General features: G+C 34.8%; 20 protein-coding genes and 1 tRNA gene. 1 reads left to right on the top strand and 20 read right to left on the bottom strand.

Annotated elements, in window-relative coordinates:
- From LBV24_RS04430 to pdxA, 17 genes are all read right to left on the bottom strand, one after another.
- Entirely contained in the window at positions 1 to 543 is a 543-nt protein-coding gene (locus tag LBV24_RS04430) for a 4'-phosphopantetheinyl transferase family protein (RefSeq protein WP_224477385.1), read from the bottom strand.
- On the bottom strand, positions 543 to 794 hold the full coding sequence (locus tag LBV24_RS04425) for an acyl carrier protein (RefSeq protein ID WP_224477384.1): 252 nt from the start codon (positions 792 to 794) through the stop codon (positions 543 to 545). The genes LBV24_RS04430 and LBV24_RS04425 overlap by 1 nt, the downstream gene beginning before the upstream one ends.
- Positions 795 to 816: 22 nt before the next feature.
- On the bottom strand, positions 817 to 2091 hold the full coding sequence (locus tag LBV24_RS04420) for a beta-ketoacyl-[acyl-carrier-protein] synthase family protein (protein ID WP_224477383.1): 1275 nt from the start codon (positions 2089 to 2091) through the stop codon (positions 817 to 819).
- The gene (locus LBV24_RS04415; protein WP_224477382.1) at positions 2088 to 2525 is read right to left on the bottom strand and encodes a 3-hydroxyacyl-ACP dehydratase FabZ family protein; all 438 of its coding nucleotides are present in this window, start codon (positions 2523 to 2525) and stop codon (positions 2088 to 2090) included. The genes LBV24_RS04420 and LBV24_RS04415 overlap by 4 nt, the downstream gene beginning before the upstream one ends.
- 1 nt (position 2526) lies before the next feature.
- The gene (locus LBV24_RS04410) at positions 2527 to 3321 is read right to left on the bottom strand and encodes an SDR family oxidoreductase (RefSeq protein WP_224477381.1); all 795 of its coding nucleotides are present in this window, start codon (positions 3319 to 3321) and stop codon (positions 2527 to 2529) included.
- A 1-nt stretch (position 3322) separates the two neighbouring features.
- Positions 3323 to 4375 carry a type III polyketide synthase gene (locus LBV24_RS04405; RefSeq protein WP_224477380.1) on the bottom strand — a complete coding sequence of 351 codons (1053 nt, stop codon included), beginning with the start codon at positions 4373 to 4375 and terminating at the stop codon, positions 3323 to 3325.
- Complete coding sequence (locus LBV24_RS04400) at positions 4376 to 5086, bottom strand: methyltransferase domain-containing protein (protein ID WP_224477379.1); 711 nt, start codon at positions 5084 to 5086, stop codon at positions 4376 to 4378.
- Entirely contained in the window at positions 5086 to 6216 is a 1131-nt protein-coding gene (locus LBV24_RS04395) for an NAD(P)/FAD-dependent oxidoreductase (protein WP_224477378.1), read from the bottom strand. The genes LBV24_RS04400 and LBV24_RS04395 overlap by 1 nt, the downstream gene beginning before the upstream one ends.
- Complete coding sequence (locus LBV24_RS04390) at positions 6216 to 6728, bottom strand: YceI family protein (protein WP_224477377.1); 513 nt, start codon at positions 6726 to 6728, stop codon at positions 6216 to 6218. The genes LBV24_RS04395 and LBV24_RS04390 overlap by 1 nt, the downstream gene beginning before the upstream one ends.
- A 57-nt stretch (positions 6729 to 6785) precedes the next feature.
- The gene (locus tag LBV24_RS04385) at positions 6786 to 7238 is read right to left on the bottom strand and encodes a GreA/GreB family elongation factor (RefSeq protein ID WP_262901993.1); all 453 of its coding nucleotides are present in this window, start codon (positions 7236 to 7238) and stop codon (positions 6786 to 6788) included.
- Positions 7235 to 8347 (bottom strand): NAD(P)/FAD-dependent oxidoreductase, encoded by a 1113-nt coding sequence (locus LBV24_RS04380; RefSeq protein ID WP_224477376.1) that lies wholly within the window; start codon positions 8345 to 8347, stop codon positions 7235 to 7237. Before LBV24_RS04380 ends, LBV24_RS04385 begins: the two co-directional genes overlap by 4 nt.
- Positions 8348 to 8384: 37 nt before the next feature.
- On the bottom strand, positions 8385 to 9737 hold the full coding sequence (gene accC, locus LBV24_RS04375; RefSeq protein ID WP_224477375.1) for an acetyl-CoA carboxylase biotin carboxylase subunit: 1353 nt from the start codon (positions 9735 to 9737) through the stop codon (positions 8385 to 8387).
- A gap of 82 nt (positions 9738 to 9819) precedes the next feature.
- On the bottom strand, positions 9820 to 10305 hold the full coding sequence (gene accB, locus LBV24_RS04370; RefSeq protein ID WP_224477374.1) for an acetyl-CoA carboxylase biotin carboxyl carrier protein: 486 nt from the start codon (positions 10303 to 10305) through the stop codon (positions 9820 to 9822).
- A 34-nt stretch (positions 10306 to 10339) separates the two neighbouring features.
- Complete coding sequence (locus LBV24_RS04365; protein ID WP_224477373.1) at positions 10340 to 11335, bottom strand: beta-ketoacyl-ACP synthase III; 996 nt, start codon at positions 11333 to 11335, stop codon at positions 10340 to 10342.
- A gap of 178 nt (positions 11336 to 11513) precedes the next feature.
- Positions 11514 to 11717, bottom strand: a complete 204-nt coding sequence (gene rpmF / locus LBV24_RS04360) for a 50S ribosomal protein L32 (protein ID WP_224477372.1) — start codon at positions 11715 to 11717, stop codon at positions 11514 to 11516.
- Positions 11718 to 11725: 8 nt separating this feature from the next.
- Positions 11726 to 12265, bottom strand: a complete 540-nt coding sequence (locus LBV24_RS04355) for a YceD family protein (RefSeq protein WP_224477371.1) — start codon at positions 12263 to 12265, stop codon at positions 11726 to 11728.
- Between the two features lie 77 nt (positions 12266 to 12342).
- On the bottom strand, positions 12343 to 13383 hold the full coding sequence (pdxA, locus tag LBV24_RS04350) for a 4-hydroxythreonine-4-phosphate dehydrogenase PdxA (protein ID WP_224477370.1): 1041 nt from the start codon (positions 13381 to 13383) through the stop codon (positions 12343 to 12345).
- Between the two features lie 97 nt (positions 13384 to 13480).
- Between pdxA and LBV24_RS04345 the strand changes: the two genes are divergently transcribed.
- Positions 13481 to 14071 carry a riboflavin synthase gene (locus tag LBV24_RS04345; RefSeq protein ID WP_224477369.1) on the top strand — a complete coding sequence of 197 codons (591 nt, stop codon included), beginning with the start codon at positions 13481 to 13483 and terminating at the stop codon, positions 14069 to 14071.
- Here the strand turns inward: LBV24_RS04345 and LBV24_RS04340 are convergent.
- The 3 genes from LBV24_RS04340 to mce form a co-directional block, all read right to left on the bottom strand.
- On the bottom strand, positions 14068 to 14211 hold the full coding sequence (locus LBV24_RS04340; RefSeq protein ID WP_224477368.1) for a hypothetical protein: 144 nt from the start codon (positions 14209 to 14211) through the stop codon (positions 14068 to 14070). The genes LBV24_RS04345 and LBV24_RS04340 overlap by 4 nt on opposite strands.
- A 276-nt stretch (positions 14212 to 14487) precedes the next feature.
- Positions 14488 to 14561: transfer RNA gene (locus LBV24_RS04335), tRNA-Ile, on the bottom strand.
- 84 nt (positions 14562 to 14645) lie between these two features.
- Positions 14646 to 15050 carry a methylmalonyl-CoA epimerase gene (gene mce, locus LBV24_RS04330; RefSeq protein WP_224477367.1) on the bottom strand — a complete coding sequence of 135 codons (405 nt, stop codon included), beginning with the start codon at positions 15048 to 15050 and terminating at the stop codon, positions 14646 to 14648.
- Between the last annotated feature and the right edge of the window lie 45 nt (positions 15051 to 15095).

The raw sequence follows: 15095 nt of genomic DNA, 5'->3' as shown, positions 1-15095 counted from the left end.
CTATGCTCTTACATAAGAACCATATCGCCCATGATGGGATAAGCTAACGTGAAAAAGTTCTTTTCCATTACTTAATATAGGTACATCAAACACATTCTTTTCTAGGCGAAACTTTGAGCCCAATGAATCTATAAGTTTAGCTTTTAATTCATCGCTCTGCCTGGAGTAACCCAATGAAACAAATTCAATAATTTCAGAATTGAGCTTTTGTTTCTTTAACCTCGCTTCTGAAATAATATAATTCGAGGTAATCTTTGATTGAACAAAACAGTAGAAATTTTTATATTTCACTGTACCTAAATCTTTATTAATCGTACACTGAAATGCTTTAGGGTTATAAAAACGAATAGGTGCAATTTGTGTGTATAATTTATAAGAAGCCTCTTTCATACTCCACAACCGCCAAACCATTTTAAAAGCGTTTTCAGCGCTATTTATATAGGCTTGCTCCTGTTCAGAAAAAAGTTTATCCAAAAACCTTGGGCGTTGCCAATTTGAGGCACGACTTGCTTCATTTAAATCAATAATATCATTACCAACCATTAATCTGCAAGTTTTGAAGTAACAATGCTCATAGCAGACTTTACATCTAGCATTTTTTCCATATCCTCATTTTCTAAACGAATATTAAATTCATCCTCAATATCTAAAATGATATCCACTAGATTAGCTGAGTTTATCTTTAGGTCCTTTACAAAATCTGTGTCTTCTGACAGGTTTTTAAATGCCTTTTCATCTTGAATATAAGGTGCTATAATAGTCTTTAATTTGGCAATTAATTCTTCTTTGTTCATAACATAACTTTGATTTGTAAAGTTACGCTATAAATCGTTTAAATAAAACACAGGCATTAACATCACCAAAACCAAAACTTGCTTTGGCAATGGTATCAAATTCCAGATCAATTTTTTTGTGTGGTATTTTTTCGGGTGATACTAATTCTTCAATACCAGAATGTAGATCTTCACAATTGACATTGGGCGCTATAAATTGTTCCTTAAGCTGAATGATACTAGCCACACACTCTATTGCACCAGCCGCTGCCAAACAATGGCCAACTAATGATTTGGTTGAATTAATAAAGGGGAAATTCTTGCCTTGCCTTTGTAAGGCTTTTGTCCAATTTTCAATTTCTAGAGTATCTTTAGAAGTGGCGGTAAGATGCCCATTAATGACCTCTATTTCACTAGAATCTATTCCAGAATTGTGTAACGCGTTTTTAATACAGCGTTGAACTGCTTCTGGGTTGGGTGCTGTTAATGTACCTCCTTGGCGTTGACCACCAGAGTTAATCTCACCACCCAAAACCTCAGCATAAATAGTTGCACCGCGCTCCAATGCGCTTTCTAACGATTCTAAAACTAAAGCACCTGCGCCACTTCCTGGTACAAAACCAGAAGCTGACGCGCTCATAGGCTGTGATCCTTCTGTTGGGCTGTCATTGTGTTTGTATGTCATAACTCGCATGGCATCAAACCCTCCCCAAATATATGGTCCATGGTCACTACAACTACCAACCAGCATGCGTTTAGCTTTTCCGTATTTAATCCTCTCGTAACCCATTAAAAGAGCTTCGGTACCCGTTGTACATGCTGAAGAATTAGTAGTGACCTGATTGCCAAAACCAAGCATACCGCCTAAATAAGCGCTTATACCACTTGCCATGGTTTGTAAAACAACTGTACTTCCTAAGCGCCTAACATTGCCTTCGTCGAGCTTGTGGATGGCTTCCCTAAATTTTTCTACACCAGAAGTTCCTGTGCCAAAAATGAGCCCAGTATCATAATCTAACTCGCTATTAGGGTTTAAATCGAATCCTGCGTCTTTCCATGCATCCATACCCGCGATACAACCATATAAAATACCAGAACTGTTAAATCCACGCAACTGTAGGTCCGTAAAATATTTGGATTTTAAATCATCCGTAATTTGAGGTATGCCTCCTATTTGACAAGAAAACTTAAGGTCCTTTAAGTCTTGGTGAAATCTGATGCCAGATGTTCCGTTTTTTAATGCTTTGGTAAAATCCGTTAAACCTACGCCATTTGGTGCGACAACACCTAATCCTGTTATGACTACACGTTGCTTCATGCTTTCAACATTCCTGATATTACACCTCTTGCCACCAATTCCCCATTTTTATTTAACATTTTAACCTTACACTTTAATTTATTGAAACGGAATACTTCTTTTTCTGAATGAACAATAACCTTTTCTCCCGGTAAAACCGGTAAATAAAAATCCATTTGATTAGAGGTCAATGCTACCTGAGGTTTCTTGGTGGTCTGTAATTCATCTTTCAATAAGAAAATACCAAAACAAACCAATCCAATTTGTGCCATACATTCCGTTAATATCACTCCTGGTGTTATTGGGTTATCTTTAAAATGTCCTTGGTAGAAATATTCGTCTTTTCTAAATGTATAATATCCACATATTTCATTTTCAGAAATTGAATTGACACCATCTACAAATAAAAACGGTTTTGAGTATGGTAAAAGTGCTATGATTTCTGATGGTTTCATATTAACTCAAATGTTCTCCGCCATCTACAGGAATAATTGTACCCGTTATCCAAGAGGCTTCATCTTTATTTAGTAAATAAACAGCATTTGCCACATCTTCAGGTATAGTTAAGCGCTTATTTGGATTTCGTTTTAAGGTATATTTAATAATTTGTTCGTGACCAGGAATCATTCTTAAAGATTCTGTGTCCGTAACACCCGCTTGTATGCAATTGGCCTTTATACCAAAAGGCGCAAACTCTAATGCTATGTTTCTAGTTATCGCTTCTAAAGTTACTTTTGCTGCTGATACAGCTGCATAATTTTTCCATGCTTTTGAATTACCCTCACTTGTAAAACTAATTATACGTGAATCTTCAGCAAATAAATTTGCTTCAAAAACCACTTTAACCCAATCATACAAACTTATTCCCATGGCTTGAATGGTAAGAGCAAAATCATCATGTTTTAATTCATTATTATCATCTGATACCATGGGCTTCAAATTTCCTTTTGCTACACTATGAACCATGGTTTTTATTTTTTGATTATCACCAAATAAAGACTTCAATTCTTGAATAATCATGTTGCGTTTGTCTGTATTAAAGGCATCGCTATTAAATGACTTAAATTGAACGCCTTCTTGCTTTATGGTTTCAAACTCTTTTAAAATAATATCTTCTTGCATTCTTGGATTGCGATGTACAATACAAATATTCATGCCGTGTCTGGCGAGTTTCTTTGCAGAAGCCAATCCAAGGCCACTGCTACCACCAAGTATTAAAGCCCAATAGTTTTTATCTTTAAATTCTTTCATATCACCATTCTAATAAAATCCTCTGAGCGGAAAAACCAGGTCCAAAACTCAGCATAATACCTTTATCCCCTTTAGGCAAATTTCTGTCCATAAATCGCTCTAATACATATAGTACAGTAGCGCTGCTCATATTACCGTATAGTCTTAGAACCTCTTTTGTATCGTTTATATTTTTGCCTAAATCACCAAATAATTCCTCAACGGTTTGTACAATTTTCTTTCCTCCTGGATGAAAAACCAAATGATCAATATCCTCAATTGTTAGGTTATTACGTTCTAAAAATGGATGAATAATTTCTGGGAAGTGATCTGCGATTGTCTGTGGCACGGATTGGTCTAAAACCATTTGTAAACCCGTATTTCTTAATTTAAAACCCATCATATGCTCTGCATCAAAGAAATGATACATAGCCTCATCCTTGATTTCAGGTCCTTTTTCATCTTCATAAGAAGACAGAATAACACTTGCGCAACCATCCCCAAAAATTGCGGCACTTACAATGTTAACCATCGAATAATCATCTAATTGAAATGTCGCTGTTGGCGACTCTACCGCAATAACAACTGCACGTTTATTAGGGTTTGCTTTTAAAAAGTTCTTGGCGTATAAAATACCCGAAACTCCTGCCGCACATCCCATTTCTGTCACGGGTAAACGCACAATATCTTGTTTTAACTTTAAACTATTAATAAGATATGCGTCTAAAGACGGAATCATTATTCCAGTGCAGCTCACTGTAATGATGTAATCTAGATCAGTTGGCTGTAATTTGGCTTTATCTAAAGCTTTTACCAAACTTTTTTCTGCCAGTTTTATGGATTCTCGCGTGTATATGTCGTTTTTTTCTTCGAAAGATGTTTTTAAAAATACCTCTTCAGCATCCATTATTGAGTACCGCTTGTCAACAGCTGCATTTTCAAAAATCTTAAGGACTTTTCGTTTAAAGCGTTCTTCTTGACCCTCAAGCCAAAGTTCTACATAAGGCAGAATATCTTTGGTTTCTCTAGTATGTTTTGGTAGTTGCTTTGCAACTGATGTAATTCTTACTGCCATTTAGGTTTTAATTAGCCATTGGTAGCGGAATGCCCATTTCCAACAAATTTGTGATTTAAGGTTCAATTGTTTAGAGATGCTTTCTAACTCATCACGTTTAAATGCTCTTAATATAGATGTTAATCCGTCTTGCACAATCATATGGTTCGAAATCACCAAACCTAATAATTTAAATAAACCATAAGCGACTTTATTGCGGTGCAAATCATTTACGACAATACCTAATTTTGCCCTTGATGTAATTATTTTTAGAAGGTTGTGAATTTCATCCTGATTAAAATGATGTAAAAACAAAGTTGAAAGCACAACATCATAATCTAAGTCATGGAATTCTTCTGAGAAAATATCGATATTTTCAAAGGTTAGTTCTTCATAATCATGAGATAATTCAGTTGCGTAATCAATAGCATCCTGATTAGCATCAATTCCGATTAATTTGAACTTATAGCCTTCTTGTCTTCCATAATTTCCTATTAGCCTTAAGATTTCTCCATGACCACAACCCAAATCTATAATGGTAATCAATTTGTTTTTTGGTTGATCAATGAGCAATTTTTTAAGGCCGTTTAACGTGACGTGGTTTCCCCCTAGCCATTTGTTTATCTTACCGAGTTTATCCAATGTATCACGGAGCAACTCGCCCTTCATGGAAAAATCATCCATAAGTTCAGGCTCATTACTTCTATATGTTGTATCAACAAATAAACTCATTAAATTTTCATGGGTTTTCCGTGAGTCATTTTAATTATTAATGGTACCAAAAAAGGCAATCGTCTTAAAACAAATAGTAATTTTGGCGCCAACCATTCTTGTCTAAATAAATAAGCAATACTGTGACCAGCTTTTAATCTCAAGCCAAAAGTTCTATTCCAGTTTCTTGAATACTTCCGCTCTAATTCAACTCTGCTTTTTATTTTATTTTGAAGATAGTCAATAATAAGCTCAGATGCTAATTGTGCGCTTCTAATGGCCATACCCATACCGTTTCCACATAGTGGATGAATCATTCCTGCGGAATCACCACACATTAACATGTGGTTCTCAATAGGGTTTTTAGTTTCAAAAGAAATCTGACTGATTGTTAAGGGCTTTTCAAATTGAGGTTTAGAACCTTCAAACACGTTTTTTAAAGCCTTATTCTTATATACAACTTGCTCTTGAAACGTTTCTATATCCTTAAATGCTTTGAAAGTTTGATAGTTAGTGATATAGCACAGATTAATATGGTCATTTTCAACTTTTGAAACACCGCAATACCCTCCTTTGAAATTATGAAGCGCGACTGTATCTTCTGGAAAATGACCAGTGACATGAATTTTCACACCCAAATAAGGTGACTTTTTTTTAATAAAATCACGATTAAATTTTACATCTAAATTTGATCGCTTACCATAGGCTCCTATAGCAATTTTTGAAGTAAAGATGTGATTTGATTTTGTTTGAATATGAAATTGATCGTCGTCAAAAACAACATCAACAACAGTATCTTTAATGACTGAAATACCATGATTCAAAGCTATTTGAAAGAGTTGAAAATCCATTTCATATCGACTCATGCCGAATCCACCTAAAGGCAAATTGGCTTCAATGTTTTTATTATTATGTGTTGTTAATTGGAATTTTGAAATGGTCTTGGCACCAAATTCAAATGGGTTAAATCCTAAATAATTTAAATAGGGTAAGACTTCATTAGATACGTATTCTCCGCATACCTTATGTTTTGGATAACTGTTTTTCTCAATAAGCAAAACACCTATGCTACGTTTTGATAAGTGGATCGCGCTACATAGTCCAGCCAAACCGCCACCAATAATTATAACATCGAAATTTTGTTTATGCATTAGTAATCTTGATAATGCTTCACATTAATTTTTACTGTTTTACCTAATATAAAACCACCTCCTCCTACATCAAAATCTTTGCGATTAATTTCAAAATATGAAGTGATTACATATGTATTCTCTTCCTGTTTAATAGTGACAGGAATCTTAATTGTTTTTGTTTTTCCCTTTATGCTTAGGCTTGCGGTAACTTCATAATTATTTGATTTAAGTACCTTTATTTTTGTGCTTTTCATTACTATACTTGAATGATTTTTAGCATCAAAATAATCTTCCTCTAGAATATGCTCATCTCTGCTATCAATACCTGTTTCAATTGAAGAGACCGTAATAGAACTTGTAATGCTTTTTAGCTGTCCTTCATTGCTAATCTCCGCAACAATATTAAAGGTGTTGAAGTGACCATCTACATTAACTCCAAGGTTTTTAATTACAAAATCAATACTTGATTCTTGTGTGTTTGCAAAGCCAAAACTGAATAAGCACAAAAAAAGAAGTAATAAACGTGGCATTTTTTATTTTTCAAGTTAATACACAAGCAGAAGAGTGTAAAGTGATTTAACGTTTTTCTATAGTACTTTTAAAATCTGAAATTTTCGACTATTGAATTGAATAGTATCGCCTTTCGTCTTAGATAGCAATAATCTACCTATTGGTGTGGCTGGTGAAATCGCAAAAAATGACTGACCATCCACTTCAATTTCTCCAGTACTTATTGCTAAGAAATAATTTGCTTGAGTAGTAAAGACTACCGAACCCAATGCTATTTGCTTCTGCCTAGAATCTGTATTTATTTTGTTGAGTAGCTCAAACTGTTTTTGAATTTCAGCCAGCTGTTGACCAGCTTTTTCTCGCTCTAACTGAAGCATAGCACGTCCAGTTTCATGCTTATCTCCAGCAGAACTTTTAGTTTCTGATTGAAGATTAGTTTCAATATCCGAAATGGTTTGTTGTAAAACCTTTAATCGAAGGTTTAAGGCGTTCTTACATTCATTATACAGACTCTCCTTAATACTAATCATACTAGATCTGCCAATTCCTTACCCACTAAACTTCCAATGGCGACACCCATACCACCAAGTCTTACACCACAAAATGCGTTATTACTGATTTGTTTTACAATTGACTTTTTCTGATTACCTACTCCCATAATGCCAGACCAACGATGGTCTATTTCAAAATCTGTGTCTGGAATTATAATAGTTTTTAGAAGATCTTCAAGCTTATTTTGTATTAATTCGGTTTGCTTAAATTCAGTGGTTTCTTCACCTTTAAAATCTAAATTTCTTCCACCGCCAAATAGAATTCTATCGTCTATATTCCTAAAATAATAATAGCCTTTATCTAAATGAAATGTTCCCTTAATATGAAGGTTTTTAATAGGTTTTGTAATTAAAACCTGAGCTCTAGCTGGTATCACGTTTTGATTAATGAGTTGAGAAGCAAAACCATTAGTTGCTATTAATACTTTATTCGATTTAATTTCAAAATTATTGGTTTTTATAACCACTGAAGCATTGTTCTCACTAATTTCATTTACCAAACAGTTATTTAGAATTTTAATACCTGATTCCTGCGCTTTTTTAAGAAGTACATCCATCATTTTGCCAGTATCTATTTGACCTTCAAATTGATTGAAACTTAATTGTTCGACTATATTGTTAAAGCCAAATTCATTAGGCTTAAATGAAAAGACATCCTCATTAAATAAAGGTCTCAAAAGGTTATTTATGTTATCCTTTTGCGCTTTACATTTTAAAAAGAGGGATTCATCATTTTTTAAAAACAACTCATAACCACCAAATGGCTTATAGTCTAATTGTCTATCACCAATGGTTTTTCGAAGTAATTGCAATCCATTTACGCGCTTTGTGACAAGATCAATAACCTCTTCTTCTGAGTGGTTTTGTAAATCGTCAATGATTTCGCTAAGACTGCCAAAACAAGCAAAACCTGCGTTTTTAGTGCTTGCACCTTGTGGTAATATGCCTTTTTCTAAAACAATAATCTTAGCTTGAGAATATTTGCGTCTTAGCTCCAAAGCACAACTTAAGCCCACAATACCACTTCCAACAACAGTAAAGTCTACATTAGTAAGCCAAGTCTTTATTTCCCAGTATGATAAATTCATTGTATAAAAAAAGCTCCTAAAGTTAGGAGCTTTTTATTTAATCTTCTATTTCTTCTTCCATTTCAAAATCTTCCATAAATTTAGTGGTATAGTTACCAGCTAAATAATCTGGGTGATCCATCAATTGTCTGTGAAATGGAATTGTTGTTTTTATTCCTTCGATAACAAATTCATCTAAAGCACGCTTCATTTTGTTTATAGCTTCTTCTCTAGTCTGTGCTGTTGTGATCAATTTAGCGATCATAGAATCGTAATTAGGTGGAATGCTATAACCAGCGTATACGTGTGTATCTAATCTAACACCGTGTCCACCAGGTGCATGAAGAGTAGTTATTTTACCTGGAGATGGTCTAAAATCATTATAAGGGTCTTCGGCATTAATTCTACATTCAATAGAATGTAAATTCGGCGTATAATTCTTTCCTGAAATAGGAACACCTGCGGCAACTAAAATCTGTTCTCTAATTAAATCAAAATCTATAACCTGCTCTGTTATTGGGTGTTCCACTTGGATACGCGTATTCATTTCCATGAAGTAGAAGTTTCTATGTTTGTCTACCAAAAACTCAACCGTTCCTGCGCCTTCATATTTAATATACTCAGCAGCCTTAACAGCAGCCTTACCCATTTTATCCCTTAGTTCATCTGTCATGAATGGAGAGGGTACTTCCTCAGTTAACTTTTGGTGGCGTCTCTGAACAGAACAATCTCTTTCAGACAAATGACATGCTTTTCCCCTCGAGTCTCCAACAATCTGAATTTCTATATGTCGAGGTTCTTCAATGAGTTTTTCCATGTACATATCATCATTCCCAAATGCTGCTTTCGATTCTGTACGAGCAGATTCCCAAGCGCCTTCAAGGTCTTCTGGTTTCCATACCGCTCGCATTCCCTTTCCACCACCACCAGCAGATGCCTTAAGCATAACAGGGTAACCTGTTTCTTTTGCTAGTTTTTTACATTGCTCAAATGACTCTATAACTCCATCACTACCGGGAACACAAGGTACTCCGGCAGCCTTCATGGTTGCTTTAGCATTTGCTTTGTCTCCCATTCTGGATATCATCTCCTCAGAGGCTCCAATAAATTTTATTCCATGTTCTTCACAGATTTTAGAGAACTTGGCGTTTTCAGATAAAAATCCATAACCTGGGTGAATTGCATCAGCATTTGTTATCTCAGCCGCCGCAATTACATTTGACATTTTTAGATATGACTCACTACTTGGAGCTGGACCGATACAAACCGCCTCGTCCGCAAACTTAACATGCAAACTATCTGCGTCTACTGTTGAATAGACAGCTACGGTTTTAATACCCATTTCTTTACAGGTTCTAATAACGCGTAGCGCTATTTCTCCTCTATTGGCAATTAATATTTTTTTAAACATAACTTTTGTTTTAAAAATTCTATTTCCAAACACCAAATTCCAATAAACTGGTCTTGGATTTGTGAATTGGAATTTTCAATTGTTATGATGGGTCAACCAAGAATAACGGTTGATCAAATTCTACTGGAGAAGCATCATCTACTAATACTTTAACGATTTTACCAGTAACCTCTGATTCAATTTCGTTAAACAATTTCATTGCCTCAATAACACATAGGACATCACCTTCTTTTATGTCCGTCCCAACCTCAACAAATACTGGTTTGTCCGGAGAAGGCTTTCTATAAAATGTTCCAATTATTGGAGACTTGATTGTAATATATTTTGAATCATCAGATGATGCCGCTGGTGCAGCAGGAGCTTCAGGAGCCGCTACAGGTACTGGTGCAGGTACTTGTTGCTGAACAACTGGTGCAGATGCTTGAACTGGAACTTGTTGAACAATTGTAGTTTCGCTATCAGAACCGGTTCTAATTGTAATTTTAACATCATCCATTTCTAGCTTAACCTCGCTCGCGCCAGACTTGGCAACAAATTTAATTAAGTTTTGAATTTCTTTTAAATCCATAGTATTTAGACATTTTAGTTAGTTAGTTGATTTTTTAGGAGTTATAGGCCCACTTAAAATAAATTGAGCCCCAAGTAAATCCGCCACCAAAAGCAGCAAATATTATATTATCCCCTTTTTTAAGTTGAGATTCATAGTCATATAAAAGAAGTGGCAAGGTCGCAGATGTTGTGTTTCCATACTTTTGGATATTCATCATGACTTTGTCCTCTTCAAGATTTATTCTATTTGCAGTAGCGTCAATTATTCTTTTATTTGCTTGGTGCGCTACTAGCCAAGCGATGTCTTCGTTTGTTAGATTATTTCTCTTAAGGATTTTCTCTGCAACATCTGCCATGTTAAAAACGGCATTCTTAAAAACTGTTTTCCCATCTTGAAAAACATAGTGCTTGCCTTCTTTGAACGTATTTTCATTGATTGGGTAAGATGATCCTCCATACGGAGCTTGTAAAAATTCTCGTCCTTCACCGTTACTTCTCAATAACTCATCTTGCAGGCCCAGACCTTCTTCATTTGGTTCAAACAAAACTGCGCCAGCCCCATCTCCAAAAATGATGCACGTCGCCCTATCTTTATAATTAATGAATGAAGAGTTTTTGTCTGCTCCTATTAGAAGAATTTTTTTGTATCGGCCAGATTCAATGTAGGCTGCTGCTGTAGACATTCCGAAAAGAAAGCTCGAGCATGCCGCTTCTAAATCGTATGAAAATGCATTAACTGCACCTATTTCAGTTGCGGTAAAAGCAGCTGTTGATGCAGCCTTCATATCTGGTGTTGCCGTACTGACAATTACCAGTTCAATTTCCTTAGGATCTAAGTTTGTTTTTTGAATTAAATCTTGAGCCGCTTTTATCGCTAAAAAGGAGGTCCCCTTGCCCTCTTCTTTGAGAATTCTTCTTTCTTTTATCCCAGTTCGAGTAGTAATCCACTCATCATTAGTGTCTACCATTGTTTCAAGAACTTCATTAGACAAAACAAAGTCTGGAACATAGCCTCCTACAGCTGTAATTGCCGCCGTGATTTTACTCATTATTAGCTTTTAGATTAATTAAAAGTATTGAAAAATGGCAAAAACCAAGCGATTTTGGCCTTTTTTCGGCATTTTTTGGCAAATAATTATGCAAATTAAGTGGTTTTTGCCCTATTCAGAAAATTTATATAAAAAAAACGCCCACAAGTGAGCGTTTTATTATATGCGTGCATAATACTTATGCTAAATTCTCTTCTTCTGAAGTGCTGTCTATTAACACTTGGCCCCTGTAATACAGTTTTCCTTCATGCCAATGTGCTCTGTGGTATAAGTGTGGCTCACCTGTTGTTGGGCAAGTTGCTATTTGAGGTACAGAAGCTTTGTAATGTGTTCTTCTTTTATCTCTTCTTGTTCTAGATATTTTACGTTTAGGATGTGCCATTTTAAATGTTATTTATCCGTTAATAGTTTTTTTAAATTATTCCAACGAGGATCAATATCCTCAGATGATTTTGTCTTTTCTCCCTTTTCAGGACTTAATTCTTCTAATTTTGAAAGTATATCAGACTTTAAGGTTCCATCCTCTATACCAGGATGTACCCGTTTTACTGGTACAGCTAAAATGATAAGTTCATATATGTACTGAGAAATATTTATCTCATACTCTCCATGAGGTACAATTAATATGTCTTCGTTATCATCATTATATGAGTCACCAAATTTAACTACCAATTTATATTCATCTGAAATTGGTTGGTTGTAAGGTTCGTTAGTTAGGTCACAATTGACATTTACTTCTCCTGAAGCTGTAAAATACAACTCTAAAAGTGTTGTCTTTTTTAAAAACTTAAGGTCAATTTTAACACTTACTTCATTGAACTCATTATATTCAAAATTATTAAAGAACGTATTATCTATATGATAATCAAAATGATGCTCTCCTATTTTTAGACCTATAAAAGGTATAATATAATCTTTCATTGCCTTCATTACCCACTCATTTTGAGCCTGCAAATATATAAATTTTACTTTACTTACTTATAGATATTAACAAAAAATGTTTATATCTATTTTTTGACCTTTTCTAAAGGATTCTTACTGTAGTGCTTGTGCTGTTTTCTATTTCGGAAAATCTGTATTGCTGTATTTATTGCTTGTTTAAAAGAACTTTCATCTGCAACACCTTTTCCGGCTATTTCATATGCTGTACCATGGTCTGGAGAAGTCCTCACCTTGTTTAATCCAGCGGTGTAATTAACGCCCTCACCGAAAGCAATGGTCTTAAATGGAATTAGGCCTTGATCATGGTAAGATGCAATGACCGCATCAAACGACTTGTACGTGTTTGATCCAAAAAAGCTATCTGCGGAATATGGCCCGAAAACCAAAGCGTTTTCGTTCCTGATTTTTTCTATTGCAGGTCTCAATACCTCATCATCTTCTTTACCAATAACTCCGTTGTCACCAGCATGTGGATTTATTGCTAATACCGCAATTCTTGGTTTTCTAATACCAAAATCTTGCTTTAATGAATATAAAACCGTTTTTAATTTTTCATTTATTAATTCTTCTGTTATATGTTCAGAAGCGTCTTTCAATGGGACATGGTCCGTTAACAGTCCAACTCTAAGATCATCAGAAACCATAAACATTAGGCTTTTTCCTTCGAGGGTTTTGGCAAGATAGTCTGTATGGCCAGGGAAATTAAATTCTTCCGATTGTATGTTGTGCTTATTAATAGGAGCGGTAACCAATACATCAATTTGGTTGTTTTTTAATGCATTTGTTGCGGCAGATAATGATTTAATTGCGTATTCACCTATTTTTTTATCAGGTTTACCAAATTCTACTTTTACTGGTTCCTTCCAAACATTGACAACATTTACCTTGCCATGAACTAGTTTGTCCGGAGAATCTATATTAAAAAAGTTAATTTTACTTTTAAAATGGTTCTTAAAGAACTGCATTGTTTTCCCAGAGGCAAAAATTACTGGTGTGTTTAACTCCAGTGTTCTTGGGTCTTCATAGGTTTTAATAATGATTTCTGGCCCAATGCCATTTAGGTCTCCAACTGATATTCCAACAATAATCTTTTCCTCCCTTTTCATGCCTACTGATTATGCTATTTTTTCCATAAAATTAATAGCGGATTTGTGCTTTGTCCTTAACTTTGCAAATACAAATTTAACTAAATAAAGTACAACGATGTTCACAGGAATAATTGAAGATTTAGGAACAATTGAAAAATTACAAAAAGAAGGAGGTAACCTAAACCTCACCATTAGTTCTTCGATAACCCCAGAGCTAAAAATTGATCAAAGCATAGCACATAATGGCGTGTGCTTAACCATTGTTGATATTGATAACAAAAAATATACCGTAACAGCAATACAGGAAACTCTGGATAAAACGAATTTAGGTATACTTGATAAGGGCGATAAGGTAAACCTAGAGAGGGCCATGAAGTTGGGTGATCGGTTAGATGGGCACATTGTGCAAGGTCACGTAGACCAAACCGGTACATGTATTTCCGTTACTGAAGAAAACGGTAGTTGGTTTTACACTTTTGAATACGGGTCTGAAAAAGACAATATAACTATAGAAAAGGGGTCTATCACTGTTAATGGTGTTAGCTTAACGGTGGTAAACTCAAAACTAAATGAATTTTCTGTTGCAATAATACCCTACACCTACGAACACACAACATTTCATTCCATTAAAGAAGGAGACAAAGTTAACTTAGAGTTTGATGTAATTGGAAAATATGTAAAGCGCTTAAACGAATTAAGAAATTAAGCTTCTTGCTTATTAATTTGCAGAATTTTAAATGCCCCAAAAATAATAGCAACAAGAAATAAAGCTACTACTCCACCATCGATAGGCAAACCTGGTGGAGGCGGTGGCATTGGAGGCGGTGGTGTCGCTCCCTGCGCCATAGACATAAAGCCTATGAGAAAAAATAAGATTGAGGCTAACATATTTTTATTCTCCATATTGATAATAACGGTGTAAAAGTAACAAAAAAACCGAGCTGACAAAACAATTAATACCAAAAAAACGTCTTTAAACGGCAAATATTATCGACGAAGTGCTAAAAAATTGCAGTTGTTAGGGAAGAATTGCCAATAATTAACCTAAGTGTTTAACCTTTAAATACCCAGTAAAAATAATCTATATAAACTAAAAAACCCTTCGGTTGAAGGGTTTTTTTGTGGTCCCACCTGGGCTCGAACCAGGGACTTTCTGATTATGAGTCAGATACTCTAACCAACTGAGTTATAGGACCTATTGGGTATACCAATATCTTTATTTCTAAAGAGTGTGCAATATTACTATATATTTTAATACCCTACAAGAAAAAAAATCCAATTTAATCTTCAATATCTTGGCATAATTCTATCAAAACACCATTGGTAGATTTAGGGTGTAAAAAAGCAATAATCTTATTGTCGGCACCTTTTTTAGGCTTTTCATGAATCATACGAAATCCACTAGATTTTAATCGTTCAATTTCCTGATATATGTCTTCTACTGCAAATGCAATATGATGAATGCCCTCACCTTTTTTCTCAATAAATTTTGCAATTGGGCTATTTTCATTTGTTGCCTGGAGCAATTCTATTTTGTTCGGCCCACATTTAAAAAACGAAGTTTTCACACCTTCGCTTTCTACCTCTTCAATCTTATAATGCGGTTTATCAAAAAGAAGTTCAAAAAGATTGTTTGAAGCTTCGATGTCCTTAACGGCAATACCTATGTGTTCAATTTTTTTCATTAAAACTTTATTTAGTCTCCGAAAGAACGGAAATCTGAAGGTTAT

This window comes from Winogradskyella vincentii, assembly GCF_020166345.1.
GTDB lineage: Bacteria > Bacteroidota > Bacteroidia > Flavobacteriales > Flavobacteriaceae > Winogradskyella > Winogradskyella vincentii.
This window is presented reverse-complemented; position numbering and strand designations above follow the sequence as displayed.